Source organism: Pedococcus sp. P2_F6 (assembly GCF_056403675.1).
In genome coordinates this window covers 260,387-279,812 of sequence record NZ_JBFUEZ010000001.1, presented here as the reverse complement: position 1 = coordinate 279,812, position 19,426 = coordinate 260,387, and the positions used below count along the sequence as shown (strand labels likewise).

Below are 19,426 nucleotides of genomic sequence, written 5' to 3'. Positions count from 1 at the left end.
TCAGGAGATCGAGAACGAGAGCCCGTCGATCCGGGCGCGGATCTCACCGTCGGTGGCGAGCCGTTCGCCGACCGCCGTGGCGACCGCCTGCACGGCGTCCGCGTCCAGACCCGGCACCAGCTGCAGCGTCACTCGGAGCACGCCTTCGCCCGGGGAGCCCGGGCCGATCTCGTGGGCGAGCACGGCGTCCTGCTCCCGGACCGCGTTGGCCACTGCTCGACGGACCGTCTCATCCTCGTGGGCCGGCAGCCAGTGGCGCTGCTGGGCCAGCGCCCAGACCATGCTGGGTCGCAGGGCGACCGTGAGAGGGCCTGCCAGGTCGACCACCATCACATCGCACCGCTCGCTGACCGCGGCCTGCGCGGCCCTGGCTGCAGTCACCGGAACCGGCCTGGCTCCGGCGTCCCAGGCCGCGATGGCTGCCATCGAGGAGAACACCGGGAGGGCCCGCGTGCCGTCGGGCGCGACGAGGGTCACCGCAGCCATGTCGGTCTGCTTCTCGACGGCGTGCTCGCCCGACGTGTCGACGGAGACGGGTTCGGCGACGATGGGCACGAGCAGACGCGCGGCTGCGACGGCGGTCATCAGGGCCACCTCGTCGAGCGGCTCCGCGAGTGCCCTCACCAGGGCCGCATCGGCCTCGCCCGTGTCGCCGTCGAAACCGGTGCCGGTGAGCTCACGACCGCCGAACGGGACCCCCGCGGAGTCGTGGGAGGTCACGGGCGACCCGCAACGTCGAGCGCGTCGGGCAGGGTGAACGCGCCACGGTAGAGCGCCGACCCGACGATGGCGCCCTCCACGCCAACGGGCACCAGGCCCCGGATCGCCTCGATGTCCTCCAAGGTCGACACGCCGCCCGACGCCACGACGGGGCGGTCGGTGCGCGCGCAGACGTCGCGGAGCAGGTCGAGGTTCGGGCCCTTGAGCATGCCGTCCTTGTTGACGTCGGTGACGACGTAGCGGGCACACCCCTCGGTGTCGAGTCGGGCCAGGGTCTCCCAGAGGTCGCCACCGTCCTTCGTCCAGCCGCGCGCAGCCAACGTGGTACCACGCACGTCGAGGCCCACCGCGACGCGGTCGCCATGTTCGGCGATCGCCCGCGCGGTCCACTCGGGATCCTCCAGCGCCGCTGTCCCGAGGTTGACCCGGCGACACCCCGTGGCCAGTGCCGCCTCGAGTGACTCGGCGTCGCGGATCCCGCCACTCATCTCGACCTTGAGGTCCAGCCGGCCGACGATGCCCGCGAGCAGCTCGCGGTTGGAACCGCGCCCGAAGGCGGCGTCGAGGTCGACGAGGTGCAGCCACTCGGCGCCCTGCTCCTGCCACGCCAGCGCGGCCTCCCAGGGATCACCGAACTCTCCCCCGCTGCCGGCCACCCCCTGGACGAGCTGGACGGCACGGCCGCCCTGGACGTCGACGGCGGGCAGCAGCTCGAGTCGGGGTGCGTCGTTCATGCGGGATCCTCGGGTCGGGGTTCGGTCGGCGGCGTGGTGTCGGTCAACGGTGTCGTGTGGTTCGACGGCGTGGTTTCGGGCGGCGGCGGGGTGTCGTCCGCGGCTGTGGCGGCGTCGTGTCGCCGGCCCTGCACCAGCAGGTAGCCGCCGACGATCACGAGGGCCGCCACCGCCAGCGCGATCCGCACCGGCCAGGACGCCCCGGCGAAGGCCGTCACCGCCAGCGTCGCCAGGCCCGCGCCGATCGTCGTGGCGACCTTGGGCTGGGCCCGCCGTCGCGTGGCGGTGCGCCGCGTCGTCCGACGCCGGGTCGTGGTGCGACGGGAGGTGCCGGCCGTGCTCGTCCTCTTGCGGGTCGTGGCCGTGCGAGCCGTGCTGCCCGCCGACCTGGCCGACTTGGCCGTCTTCTTGGTTGCGCTCACAGTGACTTCACCCAGTTCTCGAGGAGGGACAGACCTGCGTCGCCGGACTTCTCCGGGTGGAACTGGGTCGCGGCCAGCGGTCCGTTCTCCACGGCCGCGACGAACCGTCCACCGTGGTCGGCCCAGGTGACCTTGGGGGCGACGGCGGCGAAGGCGCCGCTGGGCTCCAGCAGCGTCCAGGACTGCACGGCATACGAGTGGACGAAGTAGAACCGCTCGGACTCGACGCCGGCGAAGAGCCGGCTCCCGGTGGCGACCTCCACGTCGGACCAGCCCATGTGCGGCACCACTTCTGCCTGGAGGCGGGACACCGATCCGGGCCACTCCCCCAGGCCGTCCTGGGGTGCACCGCTGGGTTCGTCGGACCCGTCGAACAGCACCTGCATGCCCACGCAGACCCCGAGCACCGGGCGTCCTCCAGCCAGGCGCAGGTCGATGACGACCGGACCGTCGGCGGCACGCAGGCCCGCCATGCAGGCGTGGAAGTTTCCCACCCCGGGCACGAACAGCCCGTCCGCGGCGAGCGCTGCCGCCCGGTCACCAGTCAGCTCCACCTCCGCACCGACGTGCTCCAGGGCGCGCACCGCCGACCGGACGTTGCCACTGCCGTAGTCGAAGACGACCACCCGGCTCATGAGTTCTCCTCGAGTTCGGTGCGGTGCCGGGCCTGCTCGGCCATCCGCGCGTCGAAACGGGCCACCGCCTGTGCCGTCGGTGCCACCACCTGGCCGCGCAGGCCCACCCCCGGTCCGACCAGGTCCGAGCCCGGCAGGCCCAGGACGGACAACAGGTCGGTGATGACGCGGTCTGCGGTGCCGTTGCGCTCGGCCACGACCCGCATCACCGCACGCGGGTCCCCTGTCCGACCAGCCGCAGCCAGGAGGTCCGCCGGCCGGGCCAGCTCGAGCTGGGGGGCGCGCACCACTCCGGCGCCGGGCTCCCACACCAGCCACCGGGCGACGTCGCGCCACCCGGGCGCGTGGGAGGTCACCACGGCCCGGCTGTCAACGGTGAAGAACCCGAGGGCGCCTCGCAGCCGGCGTGGGACCGGGCGCGCGGCGAGGACGGCGAGGGCGTCGTCATACGGTGGTTCGGCGCGTGACCGGCGCTCGGTGGGCAGCACCGCGGTCCAGTCCCCGAGGGGGACCACCTGGCAGGCCACCAGCCCCCGGCGCAGCCAGGACGACACCGGCGCGGGGCCGCCGCTCACCAGGAGCAGTCCGCGCGCCTCCTGCGCGGGCTGCCACGGCACGCTCACGTGGAGAGGCTGCCCTTCGCGCTGGGTATGCCGCTGACCCGGGGGTCGCGGGCGACCGCGGCACGCAGGGCGCGGGCGACCGCCTTGAACTGGGCCTCGACGATGTGGTGCGGGTCGCGGCCCGACACCACGCGCACGTGCAGCGCGATCCCGGCGCGTCCGGCGAAGGACTCCCACACGTGGCGGGTCAGCGAGCCGACGTAGGTGCCGCCGATGACGACGTAGGCCTGGCCCTCGGGCTCACCGGTGTGCACGACATAGGGGCGTCCCGCCACGTCGACGACGGCCTGGACGAGCGCCTCGTCGAGCGGGACCGTCGCGTCGCCGAAGCGCGAGATGCCGCGCTTGTCGCCAAGTGCCTCGCGCAGCGCGTCGCCGAGCACGATCGCGACATCCTCGACGGTGTGGTGCGCGTCGACGTCGACGTCGCCGGTGGCCTTGATGCGGAGGTCGATCAGCGAGTGCTTGGCCAGGGACGCGAGCATGTGGTCGTAGAAGCGCACGCCAGTCGAGATCTCGGACTGGCCGGAGCCGTCGAGGTTGAGCTCGACCTCGACGCTGGACTCCGACGTCGAGCGGCTCAGCGATGCCGTGCGGTCACCGGGCTGGTTCCCCTGCGTCACGGTCTCCTGCGTCACGGTGCGCTCCTGTCCTGCTCAGGTCGGGCGATCTGCGCCACGGCGGCGAGGAACGCACCTGTCTCGTCCGGGGTCCCGGCCGTGACACGAAGATAGTGGGGAATGCCGACGTCGCGGACGAGGACGCCCCGGTCCAGCAGCGCACGCCAGGTCTGGGCGGCGTCCGCGAGGCCGCCGAAGAGCACGAAGTTGGCGTCGCTGGGCACCGGCGCCAGACCGAGCTCGGTGAGTCCGGTGACCATCCGGTCACGCTGCTCCTTGATCGCCTCGACGGTGCCGAGCATCTCCGGCGCGTGCCGCAGGGCCGCCAGGGCGATCGCCTGCGTGGGCGCCGACAGGTGGTAGGGCAACCGCACCAACCGCAGGGCGTCGATGAGCGCAGGGTCCGCGGCGAGGTAGCCCAGCCGGCCCCCGGCGAACGCGAACGCCTTGCTCATCGTGCGGGTGACCACGAGCCGGGGGCGCCCGTCCAGCAGCGTCAGCGCGCTGGGGGTGCCGGGGCGGGCGAACTCGGCGTAGGCCTCGTCCACCACGACCACGGCACGCTCGGCCGCGGCATACACGGCCTCCACCACGTCGAGGCCGAGCGCGGTGCCCGTCGGGTTGTTGGGTGAGCAGAGGAAGACGACGTGGGGATCGTGCTCGCGCACCTGCGCGACCGCGGACTCGACAGTCAGGTCGAAGGGGGTGCCGCCCTGTCCGCGCAGGCCGTCCACCCAGGCGGTGCCCACCGAGGTGCTGATGATCGGGTGCATCGAGTAGGCCGGCGTGAAACCCAGGGCCGTGCGCCCCGGCCCGCCGAATGCCAGGACGACGTGCTGGAGCACCTCGTTGGAGCCGTTGCCCGCCCACACCTGGGCCGGATCCACGGCAGTCCCCGACGACGACAGGTATGCCGCGAGCCCAGTCCGGAGGTCGGTGAACTCGCGGTCGGGGTACCTGTTCAGGCCAGCCGCGACCTCGGCAACGGCGGCCGTGATCTCGGCCACCACCGACGGCGGGACGGGGTAGGAGCTCTCGTTGGTGTTGAGGCGCACGGGCACGTCGAGCTGGGGTGCGCCGTAGGGGGTCCCACCGCGCAGGTCCTCGCGCAGCAGGCCCTCGATGCGGGAGCCGCCGAAGTCGGTCATCGTCCGGTCACGACCCGTCGAAGCGGACCTGGACCGCCTCGCCGTGGGCGGGCAGGTCCTCGGCCTGAGCGAGGGCGACAACGTGGTGGGCGACCTCCTGGAGGGCGGCCTCGGTGTAGCTGACCACGTGCACGCCGCGCAGGAACGACTGCACCGAGAGCCCGCTGCTGTGACACGCGCATCCACCGGTCGGAAGGACGTGGTTGGACCCGGCGACGTAGTCACCCAGGCTCACCGGTGAGTGTGGCCCGACGAAGATCGCGCCGGCGTTGCGCACGCGCTCGCTGACCGCGGCGGCATCGGCGACCTGCAGCTCGAGGTGCTCGGCGGCGTAGGCGTTGACGACGGCCAGACCGGCGTCGAGGTCGTCCACGAGGACCACTCCCGACTGGGGTCCGGTGAGCGCCTCGCGGACGCGCTCTGAGTGCTTGGTGGTGGCGACGCGGTCCTCGAGGTCGGCCTGCACCGCCTCGACCAGGGCCACCGAGGCAGTCACCAGGACGGAGGCAGCCTGCGGGTCGTGCTCGGCCTGCGAGACCAGGTCGGCGCTGACGTGGGCAGGCAGTGCGGTGTCGTCGGCGAGGATCGCGATCTCGGTCGGGCCCGCCTCGGAGTCGATGCCGATGACGCCCTTGAGGTAGCGCTTGGCAGCCGCGACGTAGATGTTGCCCGGCCCGGTCACGAGGCTGACCGGCTCGCAGACCACCGGCGTCTCCTCGGCGCCGGTGGCGTCCTCGAAGCCGAAGGCAAACGCGGCCACCGCCTGGGCGCCGCCCACGGCATACACCTCGTCGACGCCGAGCAGCGCGCACGCGGCGAGCACCGTGGGGTGGGGGTAGCCGGTGAAGGCGCCGGAGTTGTCGCGCTGCGGTGGGCTGGCGACGGCCAGCGAGCCGACACCGGCGATCTGGGCCGGGACGACGTTCATGACGACGCTGGAGGGGTACACGGCGCGTCCACCCGGGACATAGAGACCGACCCGGTCGACCGGGATCCACCGCTCGCTGACCTCGCCGCCGGGGACGACGGTGGTCGTGGTGGTGGTGCGGCGCTGGTCCTCGTGGACGATGCGAACTCTGCGGATGGCCTCGTCGAGGGCGGCCCGCACCTGCGGGTCGAGGGACTCCAGAGCCGCCTCGAGCACGGCCACGGGGACGCGCAAGGTCGTCGGGCGGACGCCGTCGAACCGCTCGCCCAGCTCGTAGAGCGCAGCAGCACCACGGTGACGAACGTCCTCGCAGATCGGCCGGACCGTCTCGACCGCGGCGGCGACGTCGAACTCCGCCCTCGGCAGCAGGTGACGCAGCTCGCGCACGCCGAGCGGCCGGCCGCGCAGGTCGATCGTGGAGAGCATGGGTCAAGTCTAGGTCGGGCCCACTGGGCGACCCGGTGCGGTCTCAGCCCCCGGTCTGTGCGGAGGACCGTTCGACTGCGGAGGCCTCCCCGGCCGCCCCAGCGTCCCCGGCCTCCTCCTCGCCTGCATCACCAGGGCCTACCGCGCCCTGACTCGCGACGGCCCGACTCCCTGCACCCTGACTCACTGCGCCGTGGCTCGCGGCGGCGTGGCCCACTGCGTCCTGGCCCACACCGGCCTGGCCCACCCCGGCCTGACGGGCTGCGGCCAGTCGGGCCACCGCCTGGGCAGCCCCGCCCTGCCGGACGGTGAAGGTGGCCTCGACGCTGCCTGCGAGCTCCTCCTTGGGCCAGCGGGCCGCGAGCAGCACGAGCACCCCCAGCGTCACGACGGCACAGATGCCGACCGACGCCGCGGGTGAGGTGCGCTCGGAGACCCAGCCGGCGGCAAGGAAGCAGGCGCCCGTGACGCCCACGGACAGCGCCCCTGCGAGCCCGAAGACCCGACCTCGCATGGCGGTCGGGACCAGCAGGGTGAAGGCAGCCTGCAACGGCAGCATGTAGCACTGCAGGGCCCCGCAGAGGAACCACGCGGCGCCCACCACGACGAGCGGCGGCTCGAAGATCGTCGCGAGCAGCGGCAGTGGAGTGAGCAGAGCAAGGCGCATGACCAGCGCAGACTGGCGCTCGGCGGGCAGCCGCCCGATGATCAGGAGGCCGACGACGGCCCCGAGGATCGGCGCAGCCATCAGCAGGCCGCCCCAGTTCGGCGACGGGCTGTGCTGGGCGGCGTAGGGCAAGGCCACCGCTTCGGGCGCCGCAATGGCCAGTGCGCTCGCGAGCGACAGCATGAGCATGTAGGTCAGCACCCGGCTGGATCGGATCTGGCGCCAGGCCTGGCCGACGTCGCCGACCAGGCCGGAGAGTGGTGCGTCGTCGACCTTGACGATCGACTTCGGCGGCCTGACCGCCATCAGGATGACAGCGCCGACGAGGAACGTGGCCAGGTCCAGCACCAACGTCTTGGTGTCGCCCACGAGGCCCACGATGGCGCCGCCGATCGCCAGGCCGATCGCCTGGTTGACCTGGGCGGCGAGGGTGGTCAGCCCGAATGCCCGCGCATAGAGCCGACGGTCCGGGAAGATGTCGGTCAGCAGCATCTGGCTGGCGGTCACGGCAGGGCCGCCGACGAACTCCAGGACGCCGACGAGCACGAGCACGAGCCACAGGGACTTGGTGACCGACACCGCCACGATGAGCACGCCGACCAGGGCCGCTCGGATCAGGTGGGTCCCGACGAGGCAGACGCGCGGCGGCATCCGGTCGCACAGGGGCGAGAGGAGCGCCCGGCCCAGGATGCTCGGCACCAGGGAGACCGCGAACGTCGCGGCCGTCGCCAACGCCGAACCCGTCCACGAGTAGACCACTGCAGCCACGGTGATGCGGGCGATGTAGTCGCCCCACGTCGAGAGCGTCGCGACCACGAAGACAGGCAGGAACACCGGGGTGCGGAGGACCTCGGAGAACGAGGGGACCGTGACGGAGTCGTCCCTGCCCGTGGCCATGCGCCGACCGTACCTTCCTAGGTTGAACCGTAAAAGTTGAACTCCGTCACGCTACGCGCATGTCGGGCGATTCGGAGGTAGTCCTCCGCAAGATGTGCACCACTTCCCGGCTCGCGGCCGAGGATTCTGCTGACCCCGTCGGCAACCCGCAGGTCGGAGGGCACGCTGTCGACCGCCTTGCCGCGGTAGAGGACGGAGGCGTTGCGCAAGCGGGAGGCGAAGGACCAGGCGTCCCTGAGGGCGGCGGCGTGGTCGGCGGCGATCAGGCCGGCCGTCTCTGCAGCGTCGAGGGCAGGCAGCGTGCTGGTGGTCCGCAACGTCGGCACGGCATGGGCGTGGCGCATCTGAACCAGCTGCACGGTCCACTCCACGTCGGAGAGCCCACCTCGGCCCAGCTTGAAGTGGCTCTTCGGGTCGGCACCGCGAGGCAGTCGTTCTGCCTCCATCCGCGCCTTCAGGGTCCGGATCTCCCGGACCTGCTGGTCGGTGAGACCGTCCCGGGGCCACCGCAACGGGTCGATGAGCTCGACGAAACGCGCGCCCAGCTCGAGGTCGCCGGCCAAGGGAGCGGCCCGCAGCAGGGCCTGGGACTCCCACGTGAGCGACCACCGGCTGTAGTAGGCGCGATAGCTGGCCAGGCTGCGCACGAGCGGCCCACTCTTGCCCTCGGGACGCAGGTCGGCATCGAGACCGAGCTGTGGGTCGGGACCGGCAGCGGCCAGCAGTCGTCGGAGCTCCTGCACGGTCTCGAGGGCCTGCTCCTGGGCCGTTGCCTCATCCGCCCCGTCGACGGGGTCGTGGACGAACAGGACGTCCGCGTCCGAGCCATAGGCGACCTCGCCACCTCCGAGCCGGCCCATCCCGACGACCAGCAGCCGGGTCGACAGCGGCCCGTGCCGCTCCTCGACGGTGCGTTGGGCCACCTGGAGCGCCGTCTCGACCAGCGCAGCGGTGACGTCGGTGAGGGCCTCGCCCACCCCGGCCAGGTCGAGGCTCCCCGAGAGGTCCGCCACGGCGATCCGGAACAGCTCCTGGCGCCTGATGCTCCGCGCCGCCCGCACCGCCTTGTCGGCGTCGTCCTGCCGACCCGCCGCCGCCGTCATCCGGCGAACCAGGTCCTCGCGCGACGACGGAGTCAGCCCGCCCGAGTCGCCGAGCATCGCGACCGAGTCGGGCGCGCCGACCAGCAGGTCTGCCGCGTAGCGGCTCCGAGCGAGCGTGTGCGCGAGGCGTTCGGCCGCGGACCCCTCGTCGCGCAGCAGCCGCAGGTACCAGTGCGTCGAGCCCAGCTCCTCGCTCACCTTGCGGAACGCGAGCAGACCTCCGTCAGGGTCCGCCTCGTCGGCGAACCAGCCGAGCATCACGGGAAGCAGAGTGCGCTGGATGGCCGCCCGTCGGCTCACCCCGGCCGTGAGCGCCTCGAGGTGGCGCATCGCACCGCCGGGGTCGCGGAACCCCAGCGCCGCCAGTCGCTCCTTGGCGGCTTCGGGTGCGAGTCGGGCGTCCGTCGAGCTGAGCCGGGCCACCGCAGCCAGCAGCGGCCGGTAGAAGAGTCGTTCGTGGATGCGGCGGACCTCTCGCGCCTGCTGCTGCCACTGGGCGACCACTGCCTTGGCGGCGTCCGAGCGGTGTCCGAGGGCACGGCCGAGGCGGCGCAGGTCGGTGTCGGTCGTCGGCATGAGGTGGGTGCGACGCAACCGGAACAGCTGGATGCGGTGCTCGAGGGTGCGCAGGAGGCGATAGGACGCGTCGAGGGTCGCGGCGTCCTCGCGGCCGACGTAGCCACCGCGCGCCAGGGCGTCGAGGGCTTCGAGTGTCGTGCCCGAGCGCAGCGCGTCGTCGGAGCGGCCGTGGACGAGCTGCAGCAGCTGGACGCTGAACTCCACGTCGCGAAGCCCTCCAGGGCCGAGCTTCAGCTGGCGCTCGGCCTCCCCCGCCGGCACGTGCTGCTCGACCCGCCGGCGCATCGCCTGCACGTCCTCGACGAAGTTGTCGCGCGAGGCGGCACCCCACACCAGGGGGTTGACGGCGGCGATGTAGGCGTCGCCGAGGGCCCGGTCCCCGGCAACGGGGCGTGCCTTGAGCAGGGCTTGGAACTCCCACGTCTTGGCCCACCGCTCGTAGTACGCACGGTGGCTGTCGATGGTACGCACCAGCGGTCCGTTCTTGCCCTCCGGACGCAGCGCCGCGTCGACCGGCCACAGCGTCCCCTGCCCCGTGGAGGTGGAGCACGCCCGCATGAGGTGGGTGGCCAGCCCGGTGGCAGCCGCGATGGCGCTGGCCTCTCCCACTCCCTCGCGCGGCTCGGCCACGAAGATGACGTCGACGTCGCTGACGTAGTTGAGCTCGCGCCCGCCCGTCTTGCCCATGCCGATGACAGCGAAGTCGCACAGCTCGGCCTGTTCCCCCATCTCGGCCCGCGCGATGACCAGGGCCGCCTCGAGGGCTGCCTCGGCCAGGTCGGCCAGCGCCGCCGCCGCCTCGGGCAGGGCAAGCTCGGGGTCGCCCGAGGTGAGGTCGAGCGCCGCGATCCCCAGCAGCTGGCGCCGGTACCCGATCCGCAGAGCGTCGTATGCCGTGTGCTCACCGGCCGCGCGAACCGCCTCGACGAGCTCGTGGATGCGTTCGTGCGGCGTCCGAGGCCGAGCCTCCGCCACGCTGCGCCAGTGTTCGGGGTGGGCCACCAGGTGGTCGCCGAGGGCCGTGGAGGCGCCGAGGACGGCCAGCAACCGGTCGCGCGCGGGCCCGCGGTGGCGGAGCGCAGCCACGAGGCCGGACACCTGCGCCTCCGCCCCGGACTCGATGTCGCGGCGCCGTGGCGCAGAGGCACGCAGCGACTCCATGAGCCGCACCAGGCTGAGCAGGGCGAGGTCGGGGTCGGCGACCGCGCCGAGGGCGTCGGGCAGTCCGTCACTGAACAGGTCGTCGAGGGGGTCGATGAGCCCGGCGAGCGCCGGGTCCGCGAGTAGGTGCTCCGCGCGGGGTGGATCGGCAAAACCGAGTCGGGCCAGGGTCGCAGTCTGGGAGACAACGCGGCCTGAGGTCACCGCGACAGCCTACGCACTGGTGGGTGGCACCCGCCCGCTCCGGTCAGCAGGCGGCATACCGGAGCGGGTTGCCGGGGCCGGTCACAGACCGGGCAGGTAGCGCTCGAGCTCGAACCGGGTGATCTCGCCGCGGTAGTCGTCCCACTCGGCCCGCTTGTTGCGCAGGAAGAAGTCGAAGACGTGCTCGCCGAGGGTGTCTGCGACCAGCTCGCTCCTCTCCATCACGCGGATGGCCTCGTAGAGCGAGGTGGGCAGCGGCTCGATCCCCATCGCCTGGCGCTCGGCGGAGGTCAGGCCCCACACGTCGTCCTCGGTCTCGGCGGGGAGCTCGTAGTCCTCCTCGATGCCCTTGAGGCCCGCGGACAGCATCAGGGCGAAGGCGAGGTAGGGGTTGCAGGCGGCGTCGAGGGTACGGACCTCGACCCGGCTGCTCTGGCCCTTGGTCGGCTTGTACATCGGCACGCGAACCATCGCGGACCGGTTGTTGTGGCCCCAGGTCAGGTGGGCCGGGGCCTCGCCCCCGCCCCAGAGCCGCTTGTAGGAGTTGACCCACTGGTTGGTCACGGCGGTGATCTCGGCGCCGTGGCGCAGGAGGCCCGCGATGAACTGCCGCCCGACCTTGCTCAGCTGGTAGGGCGCGCCCGCCTCGTAGAACGCGTTGCTGTCGCCGTCGAAGAGCGACATGTGGGTGTGCATGCCGGACCCCGGGTGCTCGGAGAAGGGCTTGGGCATGAAGGAGGCGAAGATGCCCTGCTCGAGCGCGACCTCCTTGATGACGGTGCGGAAGGTCATGATGTTGTCGGCGGTGGACAGCGCGTCGGCGTAGCGCAGGTCGATCTCGTTCTGGCCGGGCCCGCCCTCGTGGTGGCTGAACTCGACCGAGATCCCCATCGACTCGAGCATGGTGATCGCCGCGCGCCGGAAGTCGTGGCCGGTGCCGTGCGGGACGTGGTCGAAGTAGCCCGCCTGGTCGATCGGCTCCGGGTTGTCGCCCGGCTTGAAGCCGGCCTTGAGCAGGTAGAACTCGATCTCGGGGTGGGTGTAGAAGGTGAAGCCGAGGTCGGCGGCCCGGGCGAGGGCGCGCTGCAGGACGTGGCGCGGGTCGGCGTGGCTCGGGGAGCCGTCGGGCAGGGTGATGTCGCAGAACATGCGGGCGGTCCCCGGGTTGTCGCCACGCCACGGAAGCACCTGGAAGGTCGCCGGGTCCGGCTTGGCGAGCATGTCGGCCTCGTAGACGCGCGCGAAGCCCTCGATGGCCGAGCCGTCGAAACCGATGCCCTCGGCGAACGCCCCCTCCAGCTCGGCGGGGGCGACGGCCACGGACTTGAGGGTCCCGAGCACATCGGTGAACCACAGCCGCACGAAGCGGATGTCGCGTTCCTCGATGGTGCGGAGGACGAACTCCTGCTGACGATCCATGTGTCGAATCCTGCCCTAGTTGTGTTTCCCCAGCGTTACGTGCCACGCGGGTCGGCTGCGTCAAGGGCGGTGGGACGGTGCTTGGGCGTTGCTACGCCGAGGTTCTCAGGCGCTCGAGGCCGGCCAGGACGAGGTCGAGGCCGAAGGCGAACTCGTCTGCCGGGTCATAGCCGGCGGCGACGAGCGCGGCGGCACTCTCGTTGAGGTAGGGGAACTCGTCGGGAGGAAGCTGGGGCAGGAACACGTCCTCGGCCATGTCCGCGAACTCGTCGGCTGTGTCGAACGGCAGGTTGACCGCCTGCAGGGCGAAGCCGTAGACGTAGCCGTCGAGCAACCAGTGGGCGTGCGTCGCCATCGACACCGAGAAGCCGGCCTTGCGCAAGCAGGCGGTGACCGCTTCGCGGTGGCGGAGGTGGGCGAGCCCCGGCGAGGTCCGCGACTCCATCAGGCCGATCGCCCAAGGGTGGCGTGCCAGGACCTCTCGGGCGGACACCGACCTCTTCCGCATCGCCGCCTGCCAGTCGGTCCCCTCCGGCGCGAGCTCGATCTCCCCGAACACGACGTCGATCATGGCGTCGAGCAGCTCTTCCTTGCCCGCCACGTAGTGGTAGAGCGACATGGCGCCGGCGCCGAGCTCGCCAGCCAGGCGGCGCATGCTCAGGCCCTCGACCCCCTCGCCGTCGGCGAGCCGGACTGCCTCGTCCACCACCCGCTGCTTGCTCAGCCCCGCCTCTGACGCCACTTGGCGTTGCTTCCCTGGGGCCACGGGTTCTTGCTCCTCTCGACGGATTGACAACAGTACGTCGTACGAGGATAGTACGGTGTACGACGTACGGTGTACGACAGGTGAATCGGTGAGAGGCCACCGGCCATCCGGACGACGTCGAACCCGCTGCACACCCACCGCCAACCGACTGGAGCCAAGGAGCATGAGAACTAGATCGCAGCAGGACACCGGCACCACGCATGGCCACAGTGGATTCGGTCGAGGGCGGCTCGTCGGCCTCGCGGCGATGGCGCTGGCGGTGATGGTGGTCGTGGAGAACGCCGTGCTGGCGGCAACGGGCGCGCCGTCCTACGGCGCTCCGATCGGCGAGGTGCTCGACTACTACGCGGCCAACCGCGCCTCGGTGGCGATCGCGTCCGGGCTGGTGGCCGTTTACCTGCCGCTGCTACTCGTGTTCGTGACGGGCCTGCACGGGCTCGTGGAACGGGGCGGCGGAGCGGGCTCCGACTGGTCGCGCCTCGCCGTCGCCGCTGGTGCAACGCTGTCGGCCACCTTCGTGCTGGTCAATGTGCTGCAGGTCGGGCTCGCACTGTCCGCCGGCGGCGTCGCGGAGCCGACGCCCCTGTTCGAGCTCGTGTGGCAGGTTCACGCGGCGGCCTTCGCGCTGGCGATGCCCATGCTCGGCGCCACCCTCGTCGGAACGGCCCTCGCTGCGCACGCGAGCAGGCTGACTCCGGCGTGGCAGCGGTCGCTGGGCCTGGGGGGCGGGGGCCTGCTGCTCGTCGCGGGGGTCGGCAACCTGGCGATCGCCGACGGCTCGGCGCTGATCTTCGTCGGGCTCCTGGGTTTCGCCGCCTGGCTCGTATGGCTGCTCGCAACCGGCGTGCGTCTCGTCCGGACGTGACCAAACCACGATGCGGCGCTGAGGTCGCGCACCAGAAGAACGCGAGCGACGAGCTCGATGGTGGTGCTGATCGTCGCGTTGGCCGCGATGAGGTCGGCCAGGGCATCGACCCGCGCGGCGCCCATCCGCAGGCCCGGCTGGGCACGGGCGTACTCGGCCGCGAGACCGTCTACCGCACTCCAGACCTGCATGGCCACGGGCGTCGGCAGGTCGGCCACGAGCCGGGTCATGCCCTCGCACTCACCCGGGCGAACTCGCACGTCGCTGCGGCTCCGCGCCAGCACAGCCAGACGATCGGCGTCGTCAGGGGCGCAACGGTCGGCCGCACGCCGTGCCCGGCGGCGTAGGGCCGCGCAGGACATCTGGGTGACGCCGCCCTCCAGCAAGCGAGCCTCGAACTCGTGCAACCGTGCCCAAGGTGCGGCCGCCGACTCGGCGACGACCGCGTCGACACGGTAGGGCTCGAGGTCCCCGGACCAGGCCAGCGCCTGCACCTGGGGCAGCGCGCAGACGACGCGGCGGGCGTGGTCGATGCGGGTCGACATGGTGCGGGGTGACACGTGCAACACAGCCGCGAGCGAACCGGCCGCGATGGCGTGGCCGGACAGGTGCTGGCGACGTCCGCCGGCCCGGGCCACGTCAGCCGCGTCGAGATCGGTGCGCTCATCGCACCGCCTGGCCACCGTCTCCATGGCCGAGCGCTGCCGCGCAGTCGCCGCGCTGACCACCCGCTGGGAGGCGAGGACGAGGGCCTCGGCCTCCTCGACCGACAGGTCGGCGATCTGCTCGTCCGTCATGGTGAAGAGCGCACCTGCGAGGGCGGCCGGGTCGGTCGCCTGCACTGCTTCCACACTGTCGAGCATGTTTCCCACACTAGCGACCACCACTGACAGTCCAAGGTGAGCAGCTCGGGAAAACCGTTGGGATGGAATGGGATTGAGCCCCTGTTCCCCGCGTTCGTGGGGACGGCTGTCTACGCGGGCAGCCTCAGCCCTTGAGCACCGACATGGCGGCGTTGTGACCCGGTATGCCGCTGACTCCCCCACCGCGTCGGGCGCCGGCTCCCGCGATGCGCACCTTCTCGTGCGGTGTCTCGACGCCCCAGGTGCCGACCTCGTCCTCCCTCTCGGCCCACGGCCACTGGAGGGAGCGGTGGAAGATGTTGCCGCCCGGGAGGCCGAGGTCGGCCTCGAGCTCGACCGGGGTCCGCGCCTCGATGCACAGGGCTCCGTCGGGGTCCCGCAGCAGGACGTCCTGGATGGGCTCGGCCAACACCGAGTTCAGTGACTCGAGGGTCCGCGCGAGGGCCAGGTCCTTGACCAGGTCGTGCTCGGCGGTCGTCCCCTCGAAGAGTCGGGCCGGCAGGTGCAGTCCGAACAACGTGAGCGTCTGGGCACCCGTCTCCGCCAGCGAAGGCCCCAGGATCGAACGATCCGACAGGCTGTGGCAGTAGATCTCGCACGGCGGCACCTGCGGCACCCGGCCGGCGGCAGCGGCGGCATACGCCTCCTGCAGCTGGTCGTAGCCCTCGTTGACGTGGAAGGTGCCCGCGAACGCGGCCGTCGGGTCGACGTCCTGGTCGCGCAGCCGCGGCAGGCGCGACAGGAGCATGTTGACCTTGAGCTGGGCGCCCTCGGGCGCCTCCTCCGTCGGGACGGGGTCGGCGCCGGTCTCGGCGAGCAGGGTGTTGAGGACGGTGGGCGCGCAGGCCGCATGGATCGTCGAGCCCCGCGCCTCGCCACCGTCCCAGCTGACCAGACCGTCGGGGTCGACCGCGAGCACCCTCGTCCCCGTGCGGATCTCGGCCCCTGCCTTGACCGCGGCACGAGCGAGTCCGTCGGTCACGGCACCCATGCCACCGACCGGCACGTCCCAGTCGCCGGTCCCCCCTCCGATGAGGTGGTAGAGGAAGCAGACGTTCTGCCGCAGGTCGGTCGAGCCCATCTCGGCGAAGGTGCCGATGAGCGCGTCGGTCGCGACGATGCCCCGCACGGTGTCGTCGCCGAACTCGGCCTCGAGCACCTCACCCAACGGTCGTCGGACCAGGGCTTCCCAGAGCGGGTCGTCCCCGACGAGGGCAGCCACCTGCGCCTCGGTGCGCAGCGGTTCGAGCACCGTCGGGAAGACCTGCTGTGCAAGGTGGTGGACGCGCCCGTAGAAGTCCTGCCACGCGGCATACTCCTTCGCCCCTCCGGTGAGGGCAGCGAAGCCGGCCGCGGTCGAGGCGGCGTCACCGTGGTCCACGAGCAGCCCGCGCTCCGGTCGGTCGGGGACGGGCGTGAAGGAGGAGTAGCGCCGCCGGATGAGCTGGACGTCGAGGTCGAGGTCGCTGATCACCTGACGGGGCATCAGCGACACCAGGTAGGAGTAGCGCGACAGGCGCGCGTCGACGCCAGCGAACGCCTGGGCCGAGACAGCCGCACCACCCACGTGATCGCCGGCCTCCAGAACCAGCACCCGGCGCCCCGCCCGGGCAAGGTATGCCGCGGCGGTCAGCCCGTTGTGACCGGCACCGATGACGACGTCGTCGTAGTCCACGGCGCAGAGCCTACGGTGCCGTGTCGAGCCGTTCTGACCTCGGTGGCCGGGTCGCTACTGCGGTGCCGCGTCGTCGCTCTCCGATGCCTCGTCCGCGTCCGCCAGGACGGGCAGGTCGGGGTCGATCTCCTCGTACCGCCGGTGCAGCTCTTCGGGGTTCGGTTCCAGGCCGAGCGACTCCAGCTCGGCGCTCACCGCTGCCACCACCGCCTCCGGACCCTGTCCCGCCGCCTTGGCCTCACCGCGCAGCTGCGCCGCCACGACCTCGTGCCGCTTCTCCTCGGACAGCTCGCCCTCGGAGCTGCTCGTGGCGACCTCGAAGTTGTCTGACATCAGTCCTCCATCACCGGTGTCACCGCTGGTCGGCGACCTCTCCCGAGTCTGTCGCCGGGGCGCTGGACGCACCACTCGAGCCGAGGTCGGGCACACGAAACGGGGCCCCGGGATTGCTCCCGGAGCCCCGCCCCGTCTTACACCCGGCGTACCCCTGCCAGCCGGGCGCAGGTCACTTGAAGCTGACCTGGACCTGCAGCAGGTTGCCGCCGTCCTCGGACTTGTTGACCTTCATGACCGTGCCGGAGCCCGCGACCTGGACCGAGGACCAGGGGTTCTTCGCGCTCCAGTAGCGCATCGGGTCGCTGTCGTCGAAGACCGGCATGGCCGGCTGCGAGGCGACGTCGAGCGCGGTGCCGTTGCGGTGGAACGTCACCGCGTCGGTCCGCTCCAGCCCGAACGTCGCGTCCCACGGCTGGCGCCGGTTGCCCAGCTTGACGCCGTCGGCGAAGGTCACAGGTGCCGGACGCGCGTCGACCGGCAGAGACTGGCCGCCACCCGGGTGGCCCGAGGTGTTGTTGTCGGTGAACTCACCGTCGACGTACCAGACGAGCAGGCCGTTCTGGTAGGGGAACCGCTCCACCCAGTCGGGCTTGGTCTTCGCCCAGCCGAAGTTGTACGGACCCGTCTTGAGGGTCTGGTCGTAACCGGTGTAGGTGCGGTTCTCGGCCAGGTAGTAGTGGCTGACGACCTCGGAGGTCTTGCCCGTCATGCGGGTGAACCCGTTGGCGGTCCAGCCGTTGGTGCCGCCCTCGACGTCGTCGGACACCGTGGTGCCGCCGATGGTGACGGCCAGGTCGTCGAGGAACGGGCCCTCGAAGTGCAGCCCGCCGTCGGTGGCGTAGCGGAAGCGGAACTGGACGCTCTTGCCGGCGTATGGCGTGAGGTCCCAGGTCTTCTGGGCCCAGGGGGTCAGACCGGCGTTGTCGGACGGGCCGGAGATCGGCGCCGCCGCGTCCTTCCAGGTCGCGCCACCGTCGGTGCTGACCTCGGCGTACAGGTAGTCGTAGTCCTGCTCGATGTTGTACTGCAGCCAGGCCGAGACCGAACCGCTGGTCGCCCCGGTGAGGTCCACCGTGCGGGTCAGGGTGTTGTTGAGGCTGTCGTTCGCGCCGCCCCACCACTCGTAGGACCCCGAACGGGGGGTGTTGTAGTCGTTCTTGACCGTCTTGTCGGGCAGGGTCACTGCCAGCGCCTGGTAGGACGACGTGGTCTTGGGCTGGTCGGCCGGGTTGAGCTTGACCGTCATGGCCTGGCCGTAGGGCACCGCCTTGTAGTCGAGCCAGCCGAGCTGGAGCTTCTCGAGCGGACCCATGTAGCCGGGCGTGGTGCCGATCGAGTCGCCCCCGTGGTTCAGCCACGAGCCACCGGACATCAGCGTCCAGAAGCCGGTGCCGTTGTCGCCTCCTGCGGTGTCGTAGTAGTCCGGCAGACCGAGGTCGTGGCCGAACTCGTGGGTGAAGACACCCAGGCCACCGTTCTCGGGCTCGGTGGTGTAGTCACCGATCCAGATCCCGGAGTTGCCCAGCGGCACTCCGCCGAGCTTGGCCCCCTCCGGGCCGGTCTTGCCGGCGTCGGTGGAGTAGGCGTACCAACGGTGCGACCAGATGGCGTTGGTGCCCTGGGCGCCGCCGCCGGCCTCTTCGCCCTCACCGGCGTGGATGGCCTGGAAGTGGTCGATGTAGCCGTCCGGCTCGTTGAAGTTGCCGTCGTGGTCGGCGTCGTAGCGGTCGACCTTGTCGAACTGCTTGAGGTAGGTCGTGATCTCGGCGTCGCTCTTCCCGGCCGCCTTCTGGGCGTTGTACCAGGACGTGGCGGTGTCCTTGACGTAGTTCCAGTAGCCGTCGGCGTTGTTGCTCCGGCCATAGCGGGCTTCGTTGTACGGCACGGTGACCCAGTCGGAGACGTCACCCTTGGCCACGAAACGACCGTTCGACTGCTTCAGGTAGAAGTCCTTGAACGACTCGCCCCCGCCGAACATCATGTCCTGGTAGTGGGCGCGGTTGAAGTCCGCGGTCCAGGCGGTCGAGTTGTCGTCGGTTGCGTTGCCGTCCCAGACGCGGTCCGGTGCCGGGATCTGGTTGTGCACCGGTCCCGGGGTGGCGTCGAAGCCGGTCTCGGTCTTGGTCCCGAAGTCGGTGAGGATGGTGAAGATGTCCTCCTCGCGCTCCACCGGGTAGGACACGTATCGGTCCTGGGCAGCCTTGCTCCCCTTGGGTGCCTTGGCGTTGCCCGCGAGCTTGATGACGCGCTGGCCGCCCCGCATCTCGGTGGTCGCCTCGCCCTTCACGAGCTTGTCGACGGCCTCCTTGCGCAGGGCGCGGGCGGCGTCGCCGAGCGGGTTCGGCAGGTCGTGCTCACGGTTGTTCGCCGTGGGCTCCTTGTCGCCCTGCACAGGGGTTGCCTGCGCAGGAGCGGAAGCCAGGCTCAGGGCGACGGCGGTAACCGCTACTCCCGAGACCAGGCTCAGATGACGTCTGTTCACGAATCCTCCAGTGTCTGTGCGCGACCCCTCTCGGCACACGCAAGGGCGAGCCAAACACGCGGCAGACGGCATACCAAGACTTCGCCGGGTATGGACTTCGTAAATTTCTGACCGATCGGTCGCTATCCCATTCGTCCGTTTTGGCGACGGAGC

At 71.3% G+C, this 19,426-nt stretch carries 16 protein-coding genes; 1 reads left to right on the top strand and 15 read right to left on the bottom strand.

Going from position 1 to position 19,426, the window contains the following annotated elements:
• The 12 genes from AC1DWP_RS01315 to AC1DWP_RS01260 all read right to left on the bottom strand — a co-directional run bounded on the left by AC1DWP_RS01315 (nt 1) and on the right by AC1DWP_RS01260 (nt 13,028).
• Nucleotides 1-720, bottom strand: coding sequence for an SseB family protein (locus AC1DWP_RS01315; RefSeq protein WP_477612650.1), 720 nt, complete (start codon nt 718-720; stop codon nt 1-3).
• Nucleotides 717-1,454, bottom strand: a complete 738-nt coding sequence (priA, locus tag AC1DWP_RS01310; RefSeq protein WP_477612649.1) for a bifunctional 1-(5-phosphoribosyl)-5-((5-phosphoribosylamino)methylideneamino)imidazole-4-carboxamide isomerase/phosphoribosylanthranilate isomerase PriA — start codon at nt 1,452-1,454, stop codon at nt 717-719. The genes AC1DWP_RS01315 and priA overlap by 4 nt, the downstream gene beginning before the upstream one ends.
• Nucleotides 1,451-1,876 (bottom strand): hypothetical protein, encoded by a 426-nt coding sequence (locus AC1DWP_RS01305; RefSeq protein ID WP_477612648.1) that lies wholly within the window; start codon nt 1,874-1,876, stop codon nt 1,451-1,453. Before AC1DWP_RS01305 ends, priA begins: the two co-directional genes overlap by 4 nt.
• Nucleotides 1,873-2,511 (bottom strand): imidazole glycerol phosphate synthase subunit HisH, encoded by a 639-nt coding sequence (gene hisH, locus AC1DWP_RS01300; protein WP_477612647.1) that lies wholly within the window; start codon nt 2,509-2,511, stop codon nt 1,873-1,875. The genes AC1DWP_RS01305 and hisH overlap by 4 nt, the downstream gene beginning before the upstream one ends.
• Nucleotides 2,508-3,134 carry a hypothetical protein gene (locus AC1DWP_RS01295; protein ID WP_477612646.1) on the bottom strand — a complete coding sequence of 209 codons (627 nt, stop codon included), beginning with the start codon at nt 3,132-3,134 and terminating at the stop codon, nt 2,508-2,510. The genes hisH and AC1DWP_RS01295 overlap by 4 nt, the downstream gene beginning before the upstream one ends.
• Nucleotides 3,131-3,772 carry an imidazoleglycerol-phosphate dehydratase HisB gene (gene hisB, locus AC1DWP_RS01290; RefSeq protein ID WP_477612645.1) on the bottom strand — a complete coding sequence of 214 codons (642 nt, stop codon included), beginning with the start codon at nt 3,770-3,772 and terminating at the stop codon, nt 3,131-3,133. The genes AC1DWP_RS01295 and hisB overlap by 4 nt, the downstream gene beginning before the upstream one ends.
• A complete protein-coding gene (locus AC1DWP_RS01285; RefSeq protein WP_477612644.1) occupies nt 3,769-4,902 on the bottom strand; it encodes a histidinol-phosphate transaminase in 1,134 nt (377 codons plus the stop codon). Before AC1DWP_RS01285 ends, hisB begins: the two co-directional genes overlap by 4 nt.
• 7 nt (nt 4,903-4,909) lie before the next feature.
• A complete protein-coding gene (hisD, locus tag AC1DWP_RS01280) occupies nt 4,910-6,256 on the bottom strand; it encodes a histidinol dehydrogenase (protein WP_477612643.1) in 1,347 nt (448 codons plus the stop codon).
• Nucleotides 6,257-6,299: 43 nt separating this feature from the next.
• On the bottom strand, nt 6,300-7,820 hold the full coding sequence (locus AC1DWP_RS01275) for an MFS transporter (RefSeq protein ID WP_477612642.1): 1,521 nt from the start codon (nt 7,818-7,820) through the stop codon (nt 6,300-6,302).
• A gap of 17 nt (nt 7,821-7,837) precedes the next feature.
• Nucleotides 7,838-10,867, bottom strand: coding sequence for a bifunctional [glutamine synthetase] adenylyltransferase/[glutamine synthetase]-adenylyl-L-tyrosine phosphorylase (locus AC1DWP_RS01270; protein ID WP_477612641.1), 3,030 nt, complete (start codon nt 10,865-10,867; stop codon nt 7,838-7,840).
• Between the two features lie 81 nt (nt 10,868-10,948).
• The gene (gene glnA, locus AC1DWP_RS01265; protein ID WP_477612640.1) at nt 10,949-12,286 is read right to left on the bottom strand and encodes a type I glutamate--ammonia ligase; all 1,338 of its coding nucleotides are present in this window, start codon (nt 12,284-12,286) and stop codon (nt 10,949-10,951) included.
• A gap of 91 nt (nt 12,287-12,377) precedes the next feature.
• Nucleotides 12,378-13,028, bottom strand: coding sequence for a TetR/AcrR family transcriptional regulator (locus AC1DWP_RS01260; RefSeq protein ID WP_477612639.1), 651 nt, complete (start codon nt 13,026-13,028; stop codon nt 12,378-12,380).
• Between the two features lie 187 nt (nt 13,029-13,215).
• On the opposite strand from AC1DWP_RS01260, the gene AC1DWP_RS01255 reads away from it, so the two are divergent.
• Nucleotides 13,216-13,917, top strand: a complete 702-nt coding sequence (locus AC1DWP_RS01255; RefSeq protein WP_477612638.1) for a hypothetical protein — start codon at nt 13,216-13,218, stop codon at nt 13,915-13,917.
• Between the two features lie 987 nt (nt 13,918-14,904).
• On the opposite strand, the gene AC1DWP_RS01250 is transcribed toward AC1DWP_RS01255, so the two are convergent.
• The 3 genes from AC1DWP_RS01250 to AC1DWP_RS01240 form a co-directional block, all read right to left on the bottom strand.
• On the bottom strand, nt 14,905-16,455 hold the full coding sequence (locus AC1DWP_RS01250; protein WP_477612637.1) for a phytoene desaturase family protein: 1,551 nt from the start codon (nt 16,453-16,455) through the stop codon (nt 14,905-14,907).
• A gap of 54 nt (nt 16,456-16,509) precedes the next feature.
• A complete protein-coding gene (locus AC1DWP_RS01245; RefSeq protein WP_477612636.1) occupies nt 16,510-16,788 on the bottom strand; it encodes a hypothetical protein in 279 nt (92 codons plus the stop codon).
• A gap of 172 nt (nt 16,789-16,960) precedes the next feature.
• Nucleotides 16,961-19,273, bottom strand: coding sequence for an immune inhibitor A domain-containing protein (locus AC1DWP_RS01240; RefSeq protein ID WP_477612635.1), 2,313 nt, complete (start codon nt 19,271-19,273; stop codon nt 16,961-16,963).
• Nucleotides 19,274-19,426: the final 153 nt, after the last annotated feature.

Bases quoted from the DNA above. Each gene is read 5' to 3' on its own strand.
- priA (WP_477612649.1), bottom strand. From the start codon at position 1,454: ATGAACGACGCACCCCGACTCGAGCTGCTGCCCGCCGTCGACGTCCAG.
- hisH (WP_477612647.1), bottom strand. From the start codon at position 2,511: ATGAGCCGGGTGGTCGTCTTCGACTACGGCAGTGGCAACGTCCGGTCG.
- AC1DWP_RS01285 (WP_477612644.1), bottom strand. From the start codon at position 4,902: ATGACCGACTTCGGCGGCTCCCGCATCGAGGGCCTGCTGCGCGAGGAC.
- hisD (WP_477612643.1), bottom strand. From the start codon at position 6,256: ATGCTCTCCACGATCGACCTGCGCGGCCGGCCGCTCGGCGTGCGCGAG.
- AC1DWP_RS01275 (WP_477612642.1), bottom strand. From the start codon at position 7,820: ATGGCCACGGGCAGGGACGACTCCGTCACGGTCCCCTCGTTCTCCGAG.
- glnA (WP_477612640.1), bottom strand. From the start codon at position 12,286: ATGGATCGTCAGCAGGAGTTCGTCCTCCGCACCATCGAGGAACGCGAC.
- AC1DWP_RS01255 (WP_477612638.1), top strand. From the start codon at position 13,216: ATGAGAACTAGATCGCAGCAGGACACCGGCACCACGCATGGCCACAGT.
- AC1DWP_RS01245 (WP_477612636.1), bottom strand. From the start codon at position 16,788: ATGTCAGACAACTTCGAGGTCGCCACGAGCAGCTCCGAGGGCGAGCTG.